Source organism: Pseudoalteromonas sp. 2CM32C (genome assembly GCF_023161925.1).
In the GTDB taxonomy this organism is placed as follows: domain Bacteria; phylum Pseudomonadota; class Gammaproteobacteria; order Enterobacterales; family Alteromonadaceae; genus Pseudoalteromonas; species Pseudoalteromonas marina.
In genome coordinates, this window is sequence record NZ_JALNTI010000009.1 from 25,469 (window position 1) to 43,767 (window position 18,299).

General features: G+C 41.3%; 13 protein-coding genes. 9 read left to right on the plus strand and 4 right to left on the minus strand.

Going from position 1 to position 18,299, the window contains the following annotated elements; all coding sequences use genetic code 11:
• Positions 1 to 2: 2 nt before the first annotated feature.
• The 6 genes from MTF67_RS14970 (at position 3) to MTF67_RS14995 (ending at position 5,518) form a co-directional block, all read left to right on the plus strand.
• Positions 3 to 1,793, plus strand: coding sequence for an alkaline phosphatase (locus MTF67_RS14970; RefSeq protein WP_248519972.1), 1,791 nt, complete (start codon positions 3 to 5; stop codon positions 1,791 to 1,793).
• A gap of 112 nt (positions 1,794 to 1,905) precedes the next feature.
• Positions 1,906 to 2,634, plus strand: a complete 729-nt coding sequence (locus tag MTF67_RS14975) for a hypothetical protein (RefSeq protein ID WP_248519973.1) — start codon at positions 1,906 to 1,908, stop codon at positions 2,632 to 2,634.
• 836 nt (positions 2,635 to 3,470) lie between these two features.
• Positions 3,471 to 3,821 carry a hypothetical protein gene (locus tag MTF67_RS14980; RefSeq protein ID WP_243532122.1) on the plus strand — a complete coding sequence of 117 codons (351 nt, stop codon included), beginning with the start codon at positions 3,471 to 3,473 and terminating at the stop codon, positions 3,819 to 3,821.
• Entirely contained in the window at positions 3,806 to 4,546 is a 741-nt protein-coding gene (locus MTF67_RS14985) for a hypothetical protein (protein ID WP_248519974.1), read from the plus strand. The genes MTF67_RS14980 and MTF67_RS14985 overlap by 16 nt, the downstream gene beginning before the upstream one ends.
• A gap of 64 nt (positions 4,547 to 4,610) precedes the next feature.
• Positions 4,611 to 5,132, plus strand: a complete 522-nt coding sequence (locus tag MTF67_RS14990) for a YcxB family protein (protein ID WP_248519975.1) — start codon at positions 4,611 to 4,613, stop codon at positions 5,130 to 5,132.
• Positions 5,133 to 5,146: 14 nt separating this feature from the next.
• Positions 5,147 to 5,518 carry a hypothetical protein gene (locus MTF67_RS14995; RefSeq protein WP_008131888.1) on the plus strand — a complete coding sequence of 124 codons (372 nt, stop codon included), beginning with the start codon at positions 5,147 to 5,149 and terminating at the stop codon, positions 5,516 to 5,518.
• 97 nt (positions 5,519 to 5,615) lie between these two features.
• Here the strand turns inward: MTF67_RS14995 and MTF67_RS15000 are convergent, their stop codons facing one another.
• Together MTF67_RS15000 and MTF67_RS15005 are read right to left on the minus strand one after the other, a co-directional pair.
• On the minus strand, positions 5,616 to 7,505 hold the full coding sequence (locus MTF67_RS15000; RefSeq protein ID WP_248519976.1) for a monovalent cation:proton antiporter-2 (CPA2) family protein: 1,890 nt from the start codon (positions 7,503 to 7,505) through the stop codon (positions 5,616 to 5,618).
• Between the two features lie 119 nt (positions 7,506 to 7,624).
• Complete coding sequence (locus tag MTF67_RS15005) at positions 7,625 to 10,021, minus strand: PKD domain-containing protein (protein WP_248519977.1); 2,397 nt, start codon at positions 10,019 to 10,021, stop codon at positions 7,625 to 7,627.
• 250 nt (positions 10,022 to 10,271) lie between these two features.
• On the opposite strand from MTF67_RS15005, the gene MTF67_RS15010 reads away from it, so the two are divergent.
• From MTF67_RS15010 to MTF67_RS15020, 3 genes are read left to right on the plus strand one after another with little or no spacing between them, the layout of a single operon-like run.
• A complete protein-coding gene (locus MTF67_RS15010) occupies positions 10,272 to 10,928 on the plus strand; it encodes an ATP-binding cassette domain-containing protein (RefSeq protein ID WP_248519978.1) in 657 nt (218 codons plus the stop codon).
• Positions 10,921 to 13,350 (plus strand): FtsX-like permease family protein, encoded by a 2,430-nt coding sequence (locus MTF67_RS15015; protein WP_248519979.1) that lies wholly within the window; start codon positions 10,921 to 10,923, stop codon positions 13,348 to 13,350. The genes MTF67_RS15010 and MTF67_RS15015 overlap by 8 nt, the downstream gene beginning before the upstream one ends.
• A gap of 7 nt (positions 13,351 to 13,357) precedes the next feature.
• The gene (locus MTF67_RS15020; RefSeq protein ID WP_248519980.1) at positions 13,358 to 14,458 is read left to right on the plus strand and encodes a lipocalin-like domain-containing protein; all 1,101 of its coding nucleotides are present in this window, start codon (positions 13,358 to 13,360) and stop codon (positions 14,456 to 14,458) included.
• Between the two features lie 86 nt (positions 14,459 to 14,544).
• Here MTF67_RS15020 and MTF67_RS15025 read toward each other — a convergent pair whose 3' ends face one another.
• Both MTF67_RS15025 and MTF67_RS15030 read right to left on the minus strand, forming a co-directional pair.
• Entirely contained in the window at positions 14,545 to 15,438 is an 894-nt protein-coding gene (locus MTF67_RS15025; protein ID WP_248519981.1) for a DUF4097 domain-containing protein, read from the minus strand.
• A gap of 205 nt (positions 15,439 to 15,643) precedes the next feature.
• Positions 15,644 to 18,175, minus strand: coding sequence for a TonB-dependent receptor (locus tag MTF67_RS15030; protein ID WP_248519982.1), 2,532 nt, complete (start codon positions 18,173 to 18,175; stop codon positions 15,644 to 15,646).
• Positions 18,176 to 18,299: the final 124 nt, after the last annotated feature.

Below are 18,299 nucleotides of genomic sequence, written 5' to 3' on the forward strand. Positions count from 1 at the left end.
ACATGAAAAAATTAACAGTACTTTCTTTAGCAGTAATGGTCGCGCTAGCGGGTTGTTCAAGTGATGACGATAAAAGTGATAACAACATTATCGCAGTAGACAACGCCATAGCCGTGGGCTCAGCGCAATGTATTAATGGCGGTGTAGAAACCCAAGTGGGCGTAGATACAAACGAAAATGGTGTACTCGATAGCGACGAAGTTAACTCATCTAACCTAGTGTGTAATGCGCCGGCAACGTCGCTAACTACTGAGCAATTAGCTAACCTTACAGGTAATGCCTGGTATAGCGACGCGCAAACAAAGTTATCAGCAACACAGCAAGCTAATACCGAGGCGGTTACAGAGTCGGGCAAGGCGAAAAATGTTATTTTATTTGTTGGCGACGGTATGGGTATTTCTACCGTTACGGCTGCACGTATTTTAGCGGGCCAGCTTGAAGGCGGCATGGGTGAAGACTACCAACTTAGTTTTGAAACCATGCCTTACTCAGGCTTTGTTAAAACGTACAACGTAGATGCACAAACACCTGATTCAGCAGGCACAATGACGGCGATGGTGTCAGGTGTTAAAACTGATGTTGGCGTAATCGGTGTAGACGAAGACATTGAGCGCGGTGTTTGTTCAACCGTTGCAGGTAATGAGCTGGTCACCTCGCTTGAGCTTGCTGAAATAGCAGGTAAAGCAACAGGCCTTATTTCAACGGCACGTATTACTCACGCAACACCCGCGGCAACGTATGCGAAGTCGGCTGATCGTAACTGGGAAGATAACTCTGATATGCCAGCAGGTTCAGACGCATGTGAAGACATTGCATCGCAACTTGTTAACTTTGAAGCTAACCTAGAAGCACGCTTTGCAGGCATTGATGTAGATGGTATTGACGTAGTAATGGGTGGCGGTCGTCGTCACTTTTTACCAAAAGATGCCACGGCTAATTCAAGCGATGCAATCAGCGCAGTTGAAGGGGATCGTACCGATGGCCGTAACTTAGTAACCGAGTGGCAAGCTACTTACCCTAATGGCAACTACGTAATGGACCAAACAGGGTTTGATGCAATTAGCGACGATGCTACAAAGGTGTTTGGTTTATTTAACGAATCTCACATGCAATACGAAGCTGACCGTGCAAACGATGTAGCGGGCGAGCCTTCGCTTTCACAAATGACTGAAAAAGCAATCAACGTGCTTAACAACAACGAAAACGGCTTTTTCTTATCGGTAGAGGCCGGGCGAATAGATCATGCACACCACGCAGGCAATGCATACAACGCGCTTAACGACACCATTGAATTTGCTAAAGCCGTTAAAGCCGCTATGGACAGCACTAACCCAGAAGAAACGCTGATTGTGGTGACTGCCGATCACAGCCACGTGTTTACTATTGCAGGCTATCCAAAACGTGGTAACCCAATATTAGGTAAAGTAGTTGCAGTTGGTCAAACCGAGCCAAGCCTTGCAGCCGACGACATGCCATATACTACAGTAGGTTACACCAATGGTTTAGGCTACAGAGACTTAGGCGATGAAACCAATGCCGACGCTTCTTACTTAGCTGCACCGGTTACAGGGCGTGTTGATTTAACAAATGTTGATACAACCACACCGGGCTTTCACCAAGAGTCGTTAGTACCACTTAGTTCAGAAACCCACGCGGGTGAAGATGTAGGTGTTTACGCAATGGGCCCAGGTGCACATTTAGTAACAGGCACAAACGAGCAAAGCTTTTTATTCCATGTAATGGACTTTGCCGCAGACCTAGTTAAAACAGCCGATGAAACAGTGGCTCAGTAAATAGAGCCTATTAAAAGCCCGCATTATTTTGCGGGCTTTTTTGTGTCATAAAAATGCCATTGTTAGTGGTTATGTTATGGCAATAACAGTGACGTTAAATATAGAGAGCACCATGAAAACAGCATTATCATTACTCGCAACCATGTTGGTTGCCACACTAACAAGCGCCAGCGCAGTTGCCACTCAGTGCAACCTAAATAGCCAGTATTTAAAAGCCGAATACACAATTACCAACACCCACAAAAATAAGCAAAGTAGCCAGGTACTTACACTTTGGCGTAATAATCAGCAAGTCGCACATCAAAGCGATGTTACTACTGAGCTGTGGCAACATTTAGCTAATAAACAAATTCGTCCAATACGATATTTTAATGCCCAACAACGCGGTATTGAGTATCAGCCATCGGAAGTGCGCGGCGTACAAAATTGGAGTGCTAAAAATCAGCTGGTGGATAATCACTTAATTAAAAAAATGACCCTTACAAAAACGCAAGGCACAGGCTGTGATGAGGTAAAAAACTACACTTACCAAGAGGGTGAAAATACCTACACACTTGCTTTTTATAGCCAAACCCAGCTTGTTAAATCTTTTAGTGTAAACAACACAAAAAACCAAGCAATCACGTTACTAAGCTTAAATAACGTAAGCTACAACAAGCAGCAAGTTACTTCGCAATTTGCACAGTGGGACCGCTTTCAAACCACCGACTACGCCGACATTGGCGATAACGAAAACGACCCGTTTTTAGCAAAAATGATAAACCTAGGTTTTATAGAGCACGGTGCAACAGGGTTTTACAACCAGCAAGGTGAAGCGATTCAAGGTGGGCACCACCACTAGGGTTTAGATGAGTTTTAATATGGTGTAAAACAAGCTTGCTGTGTTGGGGATAAATTTATACTTCAATCAGCAAGCTGTGGTGAGCTACCAATCACCCTGTAAAATAAAGTGCATATAAAATACTCCAGCCCAAATAAGGCCTCGAATAATCGGCTCTTCTTATAAATAAGCAGCCACCTACAGCAAAATATTTTTAGTTGGCAATAACTTACGCTATTTGATACTAATAGAAGTCCACTCAATAGGGACGTTTGCAAAAATGCCTCTTAACAAAGCTGTTATATTGGACTTAAATGCGAGCACTTTTAGTTATATGTTTTTTCTGGACTAACTCATTATTCGCCTGCGGTGATGATGAACTAGGTCAACTCGTATCTTTTGCAATAAATGAAGACTATAGCGTAGGTAACGTTACAGGCTATAATGTATATGTACCTGAAATGTTTAATAATTATTATTTAACGTCATTTACTCTAGTGATAAAAGATACTTTTTTAGGAGACTTAAACTTTACTGAAGCTAATAGTTATAAGGTTATTACAAAGCTTTTTTTCAAGTTAATCCTGAAAAATTAGATTTACTAAATATAGTACTCGGTTACTCAACAACACAGGACAAAAAAGGAATTGTGATGTGTGGTGAAAGAATACAGTTAAATTTAAAAGAGTTGCTCAGAGCAAATCGGCCAGAAGCGATCATAGCAATACCACCGCCGTTAAAATAAAAATTATGTTCTTTTTTACAACGTCGCTCAGAAAGTTTGAAGTAGTTTGGTTGAGTTCTTTTCGGCGCTTTAATTGTTCGCAATGTTTAAACAAAGTTAGGAGTTACTTTTAATGAGAAAGTACGTATTTAGTCTTTTATTTGTTTTATTATTAGCCGGGTGTGATTTTGAAGTACCTGGAGCCGATGAAAGGTTTGGTACGCAAAACTTTGTATCTGCTATTTCTCTCATTGAATTACATAAAACCCGCAATGGCGTATATCCAAACACTTTAGCCGAACTGGATTTTTTAGGTGATTGGGATGGTATTTGGTTGTCCGCTGTTAAATATGAAAAAAATGATGACGGCTACAATTTATACCTTGAGAGAGGGTGGGCAGGTAAGCCCTCATTAGAGTTTCCTGAGAGATTCAAGCAAGGTTTAGGTATTAAAGAAACCAATATTAAATGGGTAAAAAACTAATTACCAAGGCTGTAACAGTTGTTTATAAGGAGTTTGCATCGAACATGCGTATTATGAATTTTATTGAAAAAGCTAATAAGGTATTACTATTTATTGCTGCAATAGTTGTAATTTTTGCTATTGGTAAGAGCCTTATTAGTGATCTTTTTAAAAGTGGCTATTCTGCGCCTAAGGTTCAGGTGATAGAACATAGTGCAGCCCTTGATGAAGAACCAAAGTTACAAAAAAATTATATTGGTCAAATCAAAGATGTTCACATTTTAGAAATCACATCTGACAAAATAGTAAATCAAAAACCTTACAGCGCTAATGCTGAGATTATTGTTTCCTCAGCACTGAGTTTTAGTCGTAATGCAGTAAATTTAATGTTTACTAAAGCTGGCGAGAAAAACAAAGTGTTATTCAAAAATAACGTATTAATTGTAGGCTTTTCTCCGGTTCAATTAAAAGAAACCAGTTACCAAAGCGTTCTAAGTAAAAACATCTACTCAGTTGTACGAAATGACACGAATAAAAATGGCTTTTTAAATAGTGATGACCAAAAAGAGTTGTTAGTTTCTGAATACGACGGCTCTGGCTTGAAATCCATTATGGATAATATTGAGGGCTATCAGTTAATTAGTAATAATACGGCCTTAATTTATACCAAGCCGGAGAGTGAAACACTTTATTATATTTTTGATGTACTATCAGGTGAGTTAGTTAAGCTTGATACACGCTTGTAGTTAGTAATTAACTTAAACACAAAAACCTAATTGTGCGCTAAAAGCGTTTTATATGGACATGACAATGCTCAAATCTATTATTGTTACTAAAAAGAATTATACCGACTACGCTGATTTTATAATAAAAAAGTTGTGTGCGCCTAAAGATAATAAAGGTCTAGGGTTTATAAAAAATGTGATTGCATGGTTCGTGCTAACTGTTGTTTTTATGACTTTTTTTCAGGTTGAGTCTATTCGCCTTTCTGACTTTCATTGGCCAAGTGGGTTAATTGTGGCAGTGCCATTTTTAATATTGATTATTGTATTTTTATACAATAATCATAAGATAAAAAAGCAATCAATCCCCAATGAAAATGGCGTAATGATTGGCAATAAAACAATTGAGTTTCAAGCTGATGGTATTTGCGAAACTAATCATCTAGGGCGTTACTTTTATAAATGGCAAGCCGTTGAAGGAATAGAAGAAAATAAAGGCGACTTATATATATTTGTAGACAAGCTATTGGCTTTAATAATTCCGGCTAGTGCTTTTACAAGCGAAGCCGAAAAAGAAGAACTAAAAGCTTTAATTAAAGCCTATATCTAGTTATGTATTAATTTATGAATATTTACAAAGCTTTAGCGCTTATTTTAATGCTTATACCTATTTCATCAATGGGAAGTGAAAAACAAGCTAACACTACCGATGAACAACAAGATAAGTATCTTGAGCATAGAGCTGCTTGGGAGAAAATGCTAAAAGAGCGCTATGACAAAGAGTTAAAGCACAACCCACCAATACCGCCTTGGATTAAATTTCCAGATTATCACCCAAGCGAAATTTTTTGGAGAATGGGGGAAGGCGAAAGCTACATAAGTGACTATGTTTTTACTTATTTTAAGTACGCTTCTAAAGCTGAAATAAATGCTTATAAGATTAAATATCCAGAACCCGCAGATTGGGGAGGAATATATAAGCGCTTTGAACACTAGCTAAAGTACGGCTATGTTTTTAGGTAACTTATGTGAGTGTGGTATTTATTAAAAGTGCTATTAACTCATGCTAATAGCACATATCAATTTTTAGACACTACTCTAAATGAGTATCATCAGGCTTTTTAGGTTTATCAGCGAGTTCTGTTAGGCCGTCTTCACAGTCGCCGTGTTCGCAGGTATTTAAATCATTTTGTGCTTGCCTGTCTTGTTGTAATACTTGCTTTAAATCTTCCATTCGTTGGCGCACGGCTACGCCGTAGCTGGCATCGTCACCCCATAGTTCGGCAAGTTGTACAACCGCAGCGCGATCGTGTTCTCTAAACAGCTTACCGGCGCGCTCGGCGTCTTGCTTGTTGTTTCCAAGTAGCTCGAGTGCTTCTACGGCTAAATTAATAGCTGAGTCGACGGTTTCGCGGTTAAAGGCATCTACTTTTAAATTAAGTAATTTGTAAGCGTGGCGACGATCTATTGCGCGGGCAACAATTTTTAATTGTGGGTAGTTTTTGTGGGCAAGCTCAATTATTTCAATGGTTTTGTCTGGGTCATCAATGGCAACAACCAGCATTTGTGCGGTATGAGCGCCTGCGGCTTCAAGGAGTTCTTGGCGGGCGGCGTCACCATAAAATACGGTATTACCAAAGCGGCGTAGTAATTCTATTTGGCTTGGGCTGTGATCGAGTACTGTTATTTCGTAGCCTTGGGCGTGTAATAAACGGCCCATAATTTGTCCAAACCGTCCGTAGCCCGCAATAATAACGTGTTTAGCTGTGCTAATTTGCTCTGGCTTGTCGAACTCTGGCGCACTGGTATGGCTGCGCTTTTCGAGTTGTTCGTACATCATTAACAACAGCGGCGCTACTAACATGGATACGGCGACGACCAGGGTTACTAAGCTTGTTTGTTCTGGTGTTAAGATGGCCAGTGTTGTGGTTACGCTTAATAATACAAAGGCAAATTCGCCGCCTTGTGCAAGGGCTAATGCAAATAGTAAGCGCTGTTTTTTACTGATGTTAAAGGTAATGGCAAGGGCATATAAAATACAGGCTTTTACCACAATAAGTAATGCAACAAGTGCGATAACAGTTGAAAACTCACTAGCCAATAACTCAAAGTTGATAGAAGCACCTACGGTTATAAAAAATAACCCTAGAAGTAGGCCTTTAAAGGGCTCTATATCGGCTTCGAGCTCGTGCCTAAATTCACTTTCGGCAAGGACTACCCCTGCTAAAAACGTTCCTAATGCAGGGGAAAGCCCAATACTTTGCATAACAAGAGCAATAGCCACCACTAAAAATAGCGCAAAAATAGTGAATATCTCACGCATGTGAGTTTTAGCTATGTATCTAAATAATGGGGCTGATACGTATTTACCACCGGCAATAATGGCTGCGATCACGCCTACCGATACAGCAACTTGTTGCCATACTGGCCAGTTGGCAATAATAGAATGGCTGATTTCTTTAGAGCTACTTGGTGGAGCAAAGGCAAGCAATGGCAGCAGTGCCAAAATAGGAATAATGGCTATGTCTTGAAATAATAAAACTGAGAATGCATTTTGGCCGGCTTCGCGCTTTAGCCAGCCTTTTTCTTCAAGGCTTTGCAGTACAATAGCGGTTGACGATAACGCGAGCATTAAACCAATAGCGAGTGCGGTTTGCCAAGGCATGGTAAAAAACCAAAAACAAAACGCAAAAATAACGGCGGCAGTTAGCACTACTTGCAGGCCACCGAGTCCTAATATTGAGTGGCGAAGCTTCCATAAGCGGGAAGGTTGCAGTTCAAGGCCAACTAAAAATAGCATCATCACTACGCCAAATTCGGCGAAATGCATTACATCGGTTTGATCGCCCACTACCCCTAATGCATAGGGGCCAATGAGTATGCCGGCAATTAAGTAACCCAGTACCGAGCCAAGGCCCACTCGCTTGGCGATAGGAACCGCCACAATAGCCGCAGCTAAGTATATTAACGCTATTTCTAACACATGCTTACCTTATTAAAGTTTAGATAATTAGCATGGCTTAGGTGCGTATAAAATACAATGAGTTATGTGGATATATGCTGTTATTTGTTGTGTGCGTTTTAAAAACGCACACAACAAGGCTAAATATTACATATGTTTATAATAGCTGATCTTGGATCGTCAGACGCTGAATAAAAAATAGTAATAGGCCAATTATAAGTGTTCTCAACGTTGCTTTCGGTTACCGTCACCTCAAATTTAGCAGTTGCTGGTAGGTCTATAAGCAGTTCGCTATCTAGGTAGGTGCTTCCTGATTTTTGCAAAACGAGTGCCTGAGTTTGGTTAAATTGATATTCAAAACGTGCAGAGGCTAGCAGTGTTTCGGTCATGTTAAAGTTTACGTTAATGGTATCTGGCCCGGTAAACTCAGGACATACAAATACGGTAACCTCCACGCTTTGAAATACGGGTAAACTGTTTTGTTCTAGGTCTATCGTAAAGTTATTTTGGGTAATTGCGGGAGAGTTATAGATGGCATTAGCAAGGCGCGGATCGTTGCTGGTTATAGTAATGTTTTCACCTTCAGCTAAGTTAAGTGTTTCGTTAAACTGACCTGCGCTATTTGTGGTGTACAACACATCGTTAATTGTGAGTTTGGCATTACTAATGGCGGTTCGTTGCACGTTGATAATTTGCCCTTTTATGTTGCCCGTTATTTGCGATGAATTAGTGGCTGTAACTGTAAATTGAATGCTAGCTTGGTAGTTGTCGGCATCAGTCACCGTGAGCGTTAAGGTGTAGTTACCAGTTAGGTCAGGTGTTAATTCGGTTATGTTTTGGTTGGTGCTACTTAAATTAGCAGATGAATCTGTTGGTGTAGACAGCTCCCATTCATAGCTAAGCGCGGTCCCCTCTGGGTCATAGCTTTGGCTTGCATCAAAGGTAACTGTACTACCAACGGTGCTATAACGGACTAGCTCACCGGTATACATAATAACGGGCTGGGCGTTTTGCGTAACATTAATAGTGAGTGTTTGCGTGTCTGAAAACTGCTCGCCATCATTGGTTTTAAGTGAAACAACAACTTGCCCTTCCGTCGGCGCACTAAGTGTGGGCGCTGAGCTACTTGTACTGCTTAATACAGCTTGATTTGACGACGAAACTATTTCCCAATGGTAACTTAAAACGGCGCCTTCAGGGTCGTAACTGGCTGAGGCATCTAAGATAGCTTGCTCGTCAACACTAATTGAAGGTTTGTAACTTACTAAGGTAACTGGTTTTTTATTATCCTTTGCATGTAGCACCGAGGTTGCTTGTGGTGAGCTGAGTTCACCGTCAGATACAACTAGGGTAACAACGTAATCGCCTTCAACATCAGCAGTAAGCGAAGGAGTAGCCGATGTATTTTGCTGTAATTGCGCAGTGCTGTTTTCAGGCTTTGCTTGCAGTTGCCAATTATAAGTTAGTGGATCGTTATCGGGGTCGCTACATTGCAGGCATTGTAGGGTAGTTAATGTATTTAAGGTTATGTCTGCTTGTTCTGTAAGAACAGCAATAGGCGCTTTGTTTTCGGTGGCAACGGTTAGGGTTACTTGTGCGGTATCACTTAGGTTACCTTCATCGGTTACGCTAAGGGAGATTATGTAATCACCTAACTCATTCGATGCAAAGCCTGCATTTTTGGCAATTGCATCAGATAAACTTGGATCGCTGTTCTCAGGCTTAGAGGTTATTGCCCATTGATAACTTAGCGTGTCGTTTGCATCTGGATCGGTACTTTGTTCACCATTTAATGTTACGAGTTGGTTGGGTGAAAGTGTACTGTTTTGAACTGAAATCACGGCATTTGGCGCAGAATTTACAGCAAGCTGCTCACTTTTTATAAGTACGTTACTATTAGCGGTATCACCAATTGAGTTAGTAATAGTTAATTTAACGCTGTATTCGCCTAGTTTATCAGCAACAAATTGGCTGTTAACGCGGGTGCTATTTTCAAGCTGTGTGGTACTTGATGTCGGTGTTTTGATAAATTGCCATTGGTAGCTATTAATTACCGCATTAGTAGCGGTGCTTTGTGCTGCTGTTAATTTAACTACATCACCTTGTTTTACAGTTTGTGTGCTGCCTGCGTTTGCAATGAGCTGTGCGTTTGAGGTAACGGTAATTTGTTTGCTTACTACAGAGCTTGAAATTTTGCCGTCGCTGACTACAAGTTCTAACGTGTAGTCTTGCGCCTGCGATACCGAAAATTCAACAGTGCGTTGGTTGTTGGTATTAAGCGATATGTTTTGTTGATTATCTCTGCTACTGAGTTGCCACTGGTATGTGAGTGTGTCGCCGTCAGGATCGCTACTATTTTCTGCACTAAAAATAATAGGTGTATTGATTTTATATTCTGATTGTTCAGTACTTATAACAGCCACAGGTTGCGCATTTGTGCTGACAGGAGGAGTGACTTGCTTTGTGTCAGAACTACCTGAGCCACAAGCAGCCAATGTAAACAAAGTGGGTAATATAATTAAAAGTGTCCGTTTCATATTAATATCCTTATAAAGTTGATATTAATATGTACCCAAAATAGATATAAAGCAAAAAATAAAAACAAACTTTTGTAGTTACTGTTAGGCGCTATGCAGTTATTTGGGTTTTAGTTGCTGATTTAGTTAAATAAACGCATTTACTATGTGTCAAAAAATTAATCAAAAATCAGCTTAAGTGACCGTATTACTGTTATGGTATCGTTTATATAACGGGCCGTATTTTTATTACAGGAATAACCTTTCTTTTATGATTTCGCTAAATAATGTGTTTTTTACACGCCAAGATGGTGGCACAAAACGACAAATAATTAATGATTTATCGTTAACTATTTTACCCGCTGCACACATTGCTTTACTGGGCGATAGTGGCTCGGGCAAAACAACATTATTAAATTTATTAGCCGGTTTACTGTCTCCTGATGCAGGAACTATTACGGTTAATGAGCAAAAAATTAGTGAATTGAGTGCCAGTGAGGTTGCGCTTTATAGGCGTAAAATAGGGATTATTTTTCAGCATTACCAATTACTCAGCCCGTTAAATGTAAAAGACAACATGTGCTTTCAAGCAAGGCTTAATGGGTTATCGCCGAGCGACGATGAAGTAAATACAATGGCTAAAAAGCTAGGCTTAGAGAATAAGCTAACAGCGATGCCTGAACAGCTATCGGGTGGTGAGCAGCAACGAGTAGGAATAGGCCGTGCGCTATTAAATAAGCCCAAGCTAATATTGGCTGATGAACCGACCGGCAACCTTGATGCCGCTCGCTCACTCGATATCGTTACGCTATTAAAAAGCTTGTGTGAAGAAGAGCAAATAATACTAATTATGGTCACTCATAGTCAGCAATTGGCTAATCAATTTACTACGCAACTATTTTTAAAAGATGGCCAAATTAATGGCTGAGCTTAAACTTATATTAATAACGTATATGCAGTTTTATCGCCGTCATGTAGGGCTGTTATTACTGTTTTTTATTGGTTTTAGTTTAGGTGCGGCGTTACTTACTGCAATACAAGGTTTAAACCTGGAGGCCGGTAAGCGCTATCAACAAACGACAGCACTAATTGCAAACCCCGTGACGCATTTTATACGCCCTGTATTAGGTGAAAACAGGTTGCCCAACAGTATGTGGTCGCGCATTAGGGCCGTTGGTTTTACGCAGGTTCAACCCGTTTTAGAAGGTGTAATTGAAACCGATAAGCAGCAAAAGCTCGCACTGAGAGGTGTCAATTTATTGCAGTGGCTTACACAAAATGCCGACAGCTCAGCATCAACAGCAAACAATAGTTACTCCGGTTTTGAACAGCTACTAAATACTGTTTATATCGATCCTAAATTAATGCAGCGGCTAAATTTAAAAAACAGCCGTATTAATATAAAAATGGGCGATGCCAACCGCACTTTAACGGTAAGTGAACTGCAAGGTTTAGGCATGACCATGCTGGTGGACATTAGTCTTGCTGACAAGTTACTGCGCGCAAATGGGGTGATCAGTTACTTTGAAGTAAGTGGTTTAAATAGTAAACAAGCAGCTAAATTAAACGCATTGCTAGGCGATCAAGCACGCCTTGAAGCTGCGCAAGAGCAAGCTTTTGACGCGCTATCGGAGGCGTTTTTCTTTAATTTACAAGCGCTGGCATTGTTGGGTTATGTGGTAGGTGCGTTTTTAAGCTTTAACGCAATTAAACTGGCATACAATGCGCGCGCTCACTTACAGCAGCAAATGTGGGTGTTGGGGTGTCAACGGTCGGCGTTAATTAAGGCGCTGGCTATTGAATTAACGTTGCTTAGTTTGTTTGCGGCTGTGTTAGGTGCGATATTAGGCGCGGCACTAGCAAACGCCTTGGTCATGGATGTATCGGCCACTCTTCGAGGGCTTTACCAACTAGATAGAAGCTTTGTAGTCAGCCTTGATAGCAGCATGGTTGCCAGTGGCTTTACACTTAATATTTTTGTTTTGTTAGGATTTTTAGCCAGCCAGTCGACTCGATTAAGTACTGTTTTAGCGCGTATTAAATGGCCAATGTTAATGCTCGCCATTACAGCAACCAGTTATTTAGCGCTAACGGCAAATACCAAAATGGGCGCCTTGTTGCTGTGTGTTTGTGTGCTACTGCTCTTTTTTGTGGTTACGCCACCGATAGTTAAAGCCGTATTTAAGCTGCCATGGCCTACGCAAAACCCGATTATTCAGTGGTTAAAAGCCGATAGCATAGTGCAATTACCTGCATTGTTGAGCTCAGTACTCGCTATTTTAATGGCGATGGGTGCTGCTGTAGGCATGCAAATTATGGTTGGCAGTTTTAGCGACACCTTAGATACACACCTTGAAAAACGCCTAAGCGCCGATTTGTACGTAAGGCCCGATCAAAACATTCAAGCATTAGGGGCTAAATTGCGTGAGCTCCCAGAAGTTGAAAAGGTGGGCGTATATTGGTCAGCTAAGAGTGAGCTTAAAACACCTAAAACCATGGTTGCTGTTGATGTTATGGCATTTGGTGCAACGGCCAGTTACAACCAACATCTTACTTTGTTAAACAATAAAGCACCTACATCTACAGTATTTGAAAAAAACAAAAATGGGATTGTGGGTTGCTTAGTGAATGAACCTGCCTTGCTGCAGTACTCGCTTACAGTTGGTGACGTAATAACCCTAAGGCAGCATATTAATACACTAACGTGCCAAGTACGCGCTGCCTATTATGATTACGGCGAGCAAGGTTTAAATGTGGTAGTCACTACAACAGCACTATTAAATAGCAGCTTAAGTTACACCGAGTATGGTTTATCGCTTTGGCTAAAGCTCAATAGTGACGTTGACGCCATAGCCGAATATATTCAAAAACAGCACCAATTAGATAGCCAACAAGTCATTGCTAATCAGCAGTTTAAGCGCTTTGCTAAGCAGTTATTTGGTAAAACTTTTTATGTTACTCAGGCGCTTAATATATTTATTATGCTGATTGCATTATTTGGTATGTGGGTGAGCTTTTTAACCCTGGGGCGGGGGCAATTGCAGCCTATGGCAGTATTACAAACGCTGGGTGTGACTCAACTGCAATTATTGGGTGCAAAAGTATTGCAAGCCGCACTTATTATTTTAACCACCTTGCTATTGGCTATACCTTTGGGGCTCTGCCTTGGGTGGGTATTATTAACTTACGTAATGCCCATTGCCTTTGGTTGGACCATGGCCATGACCGTTAATTGGCTGCAATTAGGTGGTTTTACTGTGCTTATATTTATTTTAGCCTTATTTGTGAGTGCGTTACCGCTAATAAAATTAACGCGAAGCGCAGTTGCCGATAATGTCGCCAAGTTATAGGACTTACATGAATAGACTAAAAGCAGCCGTTATCTTTGTTTTTATTGGCACATTAAGCGCGTGCCAGCCAGAAGTAGAGCAAATAAGTAAAAATAAACCAATGCATAGCGGATTTGCACAGCAATTTGGTGAACCTGTAAATAAACACCAAGGGCTGAGCTTTCCACGCGACCATGGGGCGCATCATCAGCAAGGTATTGAATGGTGGTACGTTACTGCTAATTTAGAGGCCGATAATGGCGACACCTTTGGTGTGCAATGGACTTTATTTAGGCTCTCTGTTGATGATAAAAACACTGCAACTGAAACGTCGCCATGGTGGAACGGGCAGCTGTATTTTGCTCACTTTGCAATACAATCAGATACCCAGCACCATGCGTTTGAAAAGTACGGTCGCTCGGGGCAAGTTAATATTACTGCGCAGCCATTTGAGGCTCGCTTAGATGATTGGCAGTTAGTAAGTAAAGAGGCAACATTTTTACCGCTTAACTTAAAGGCGCAGCAGGAAAATTACAGTGCTAATTTGGTGCTGGCTAATAGCCCGCTTGTAAAGCATGGCGAGCGAGGTTATAGCCAAAAAACTCACCAAGGGCATGCCTCTTATTATTACAGCTATCCGTTTTTACAAGCCAAAGGCAACATCACATTTGCAGGTGAAACGTATAAAGTAACCGGAGATGCTTGGTTAGACAGAGAGTGGTCTTCGGCGTTAATCGATCCGAGCCAAAATGGGTGGGACTGGTTTAGCATTCAGGCTGATGATAAAAAGCAGGGTGGTTTGATGGCATTTTGTATTCGTAATGGCCAGCAAAGTTATGATTACTGCAGTGCATCGCACATTACTTCCGGTGGGGTTGTGCGCGCTATTGCAAATAATGACGTGACCTTACAGGTATTAAAAACATCTGAGCTTACAACCCAAACAACTGCCAGTAGTAAAACCTACCCAGTTAAATGGCACCTCAAGATTAAAGGGTTCGAACCTATTATAATTGAAGCGCGCAACCCCGATTCACGTAATCAATTGAGTATTCCCTACTGGGAGGGGCGAATTAAAACCCAAGGTGGTTTTAAAGGTAAAGGTTATGCAGAGTTAGTTGGCTATTAGTGGGTTATAAAGTTTTTAAAAAGAAATGCACTTAAGCGCATGCTAAGTGCATTTTATTATTTAAAGCTGAGGTGATACACCTGATCTTATTGGTTGTATTTTACAGGGCCGTTCACATTATCAATGCTTACATCGCCAGAACCTGCTTCAGTAATAGTCAATGATTTTGCATGATTAACACGAATACTGCCCGAACCATCTTCAATGGTAACGTTTGCATCAACATGCTCAATGGTTAAGTCGCCCGAGTTATCTTCAACGTCTACAGCGCCATTAATATGTTGTATTGCTATGCTTCCCGACCCGTCTTCAACGGTTAATGTACCGCGCACATTGCTTACATTCATATCGCCTGAGCCATCATCAATATTTGCATTGCCATTAACGTTATTAATAGTAATGCTGCCCGAACCATCGTTAAGATCTAGGTTACCAGTGATGCTTTGAAGCGAAATATCGCCCGAGCCATCGTCTATGTTTAGGTTTTTAGCGCCATTGATTGATAAGCTGCCAGAGCCATCTTTTACATCAATATTATTTGTCATGGCGTTAATAGTTATATCGCCCGAGCCATCATCAATATCTAGCTTAAGGTTGTTAGGGACTGTGACCACTAAATTAATGCTTGGCGATTGACCGCTGTAAAAGCTAATTCCATTATTACTTGTATTTTGGGCAACAAGCTTTGCTTTAGTTCCACTCTGATCGAGTGTGAGTTCGTATTCGTCGTCAATATCGGCTGTGTAAATAGTGGCGTCAACATTAATACTGGTTGCTGTTGATGAGCCCATTATTTTAAGTGAACCTGCGCCGCTTAATACGTCTAGGTATTCAAGGTTATTGCTAGGTAATGTAAGTTGTTGTGTTTGTTTTACCGATGCAACGCTTGGCGAAATATGAAACACGCAGCCACTTAATAATAAAATACCGCTAATTAGCGAAAGTGGTTTAGCAATGGTAGATACAGTTGATGAGCTCATGGTTAGTCCTTTTAATGTGACGTTATTTGTTAATATAACAAGACTAGAGCAATAATGGGGCCTAAATTTAAGTGTTTGTTTTATAATGAATTTAGTTTTTTGCTAAAAATTAAAAGACTAATTAGTGGTTAAAATTACTAACTATTAATAAAAAGGATGCATAGCGCATCCTTTTTGTTTTAACGACTGGTTTTAATTATACAAATTAAAAGCTGTAAGTAATGTTACCGTATAAAAAGCGGCCATCTAAACTGTACGGTGTATAGGGTGTGTACGGGAATATTTGGCTAAAGGTAGAGTAACCAATGTTATCAACCGTAGCTTGCGGGTATTGGTCAAATAAGTTATTGGCACCCAGTGCAAATTTCCATTCGTCATTAGGACGATATGCCACTTCTAAATCGGTTATCCATTTAGCGTCTAGGTATTCATCGCGATCGCTTGTTGTGGAAATATCAGCAACTTCACCGTAACGTGTTGCACGTAACGTTGTTTGCCATTCGTTAAAGTTCCACACGGCCGACAGATTCAGTTTGTTGTCTGGTGTGCCTTCTTCAAAACGACCTACTTCACGGCGTGCAAATACAACGTAGTCGTCTCCTAAAGAGTTTAGTTGTTCAGGATTATCGTCAACGTGTGTCACTTCGGTATCGTTAAAGTTAGCCGCTGCGTTTAAGCGCACATCGCCAAAGTTATCTAACTGAAGTAGGTAAGTTGCAACAATGTCTACGCCTTGCGTGCGCGAGTCGATTGCGTTAGTAAAGTAGCGTACGCTTTCGGTATTTAACTCACCAGCATCCGCTAAAATTTGCTGTACTGCGGCACCGCTTAAGTTTTCCGAGAGTACAATACGGTCATCAATATCAATACGGTAGGCATCAACCGTTAAGCTAAAGTTACCTTGGGTGTAAACAAAACCAGCAGTTAAGTTAACTGAGTCTTCAGCGTCTAACTGTTTTGCGCCAAGTGCTTGCGCTGCGGGTGCATCTGTTGGGAATAGGCCTACTTCAAACGCTTGGTTGTTTTCAAGTACGGTTGAAATTTGGCGATACGAGCTTTGTGCAAGCGATGGTGCACGGAAACCTGTGCTAATTGCCCCACGTAAAGATAAGTTTTCGTTTACGCTGTAACGTGTTGCAAGTTTTGAGGTAAAAGTGTTACCAAAGTCGCTGTAATCTTCGTAGCGGCTTGCTAAAACCATGTTCCAGTTGTCGGTTAGGTAAGTGTCAAACTCAACAAATAGTGCAACGTTATGGCGGCTTTCATCGGTTACGCTTTCTGGACCAAAACCCGAAAGTACTTGTGCGCCACCGGCAGCAATTGGATTGCCATTGCTATCAAGTGCAGTAATGTAAGAGGCTTCTTCACCTTGTTCTATTTTATAGCTTTCGTGGCGGTATTCAGCACCTAGAGTAAAAAATACGTCGTCAGGTAACCCTAAATCAAGGGTTGTGCTTGCATCACCATTGACTATAAATTGGTCATAAACTAGTGCGCCGTTATCAAATTCGGTGGGGCTGGTAGCACCCAAAGACGTATTTAGGCTATTTACAACGCCCAATGCAAAGTCGTTGCGGCCATAGTTGGCACTTACATCCCATGTCCAGTCGCCTGTTTCACTTTCTAGACCTAGGGCAAATGAGTAGTCTTCAACATCGGTTTCAATTTGCGGTAAAAAGCCATCTGGGTAGAGTGCTAATACGTTACGGCTGTCTTGCCCACGGCGGTAAAAGCCACCTGAGTTACCTTCTCGTTTTGAGTAGCTACCAAATGAATACAGGTTAAGGCTGTTATCTAGCTCGTAACCCATATTGTAAAATAAAGCGTAATCTTCAAGGTCAGCTTTACCAAAACGATGGTTGTAACGGTCAATAGTAAATTCGCGCGGGTCTAGGCTGCCATCGTCAAGGCGGCTATATTGCTCGCGAGGGTCAAAACCAGAGCGTTGTGTTGGGCTGTTATCGCGGTATTCAATCGATACGTTTACAAAGCCGCTGTCTGATAATGCAAATCCAGAGTTAGCGCTAATTGTGCGTGTGGCGCCATCGCTAATTTCGCGGTCATCACCTAGGTTAAATGCAAGATCACCGTTTGCATCTGCGTAGGTGCTTTCTAAGTTCGGTGCGCCCGCCATTTGTGTATCGTATTCACCATAGGTTACGCTTACATTACCGCCTTCAGAGGCATCCTTTAAAACAATATTAATCACCCCAGCAATGGCATCAGAGCCGTATTGCGCTGCAGCGCCATCGCGAAGTACTTCTACGCGCTTAATGGCTGATGTAGGGATCATGTTTAAATCGACCGCAGTAGATCCTCTACCTACAACACCTGCTAAGTTTAAAAGCGCGCCAGAGTGACGGCGTTTACCATTGATAAGCACTAAAGTGTGATCGGGCGCTAGGCCGCGCAGTACAGCAGGTTTTGCGTGGTCTGTTCCATCACCTAAAGTGGCACTTGGAAAGTTAAAGCTAGGCACTTGGTTGGCAAGAACTTGGCTAATCTCAAGTTGGCCTGTGCTTGCCATGTCGCTGCTAGTAATAATATCTACTGGCACTGAGCTTTCAGCAATACTTCGCAAACTACGGCGAGTACCTGTTACTGAGATTACTTCGATATTCTCTTGTGCCTGAGTATCTTGCTCTGCTGCATTAGCTGTAACAAAAGAGCCGCCAAGTGCAGAGGTTACGGCCAGGCTAAGTGCTAATTTATTGGCTGATAAACGCTTAAAAGTCATTTATGTTCCTTAAGAACGTCGTTGTTTTGGTGAGTTTGAAAAAGGAGCGAATCATATAGAAGCGCTCAACTACGTGCAAAGATAAAAACCATCTATGTTATTCACGTTTTTAATAAGTAAGGCC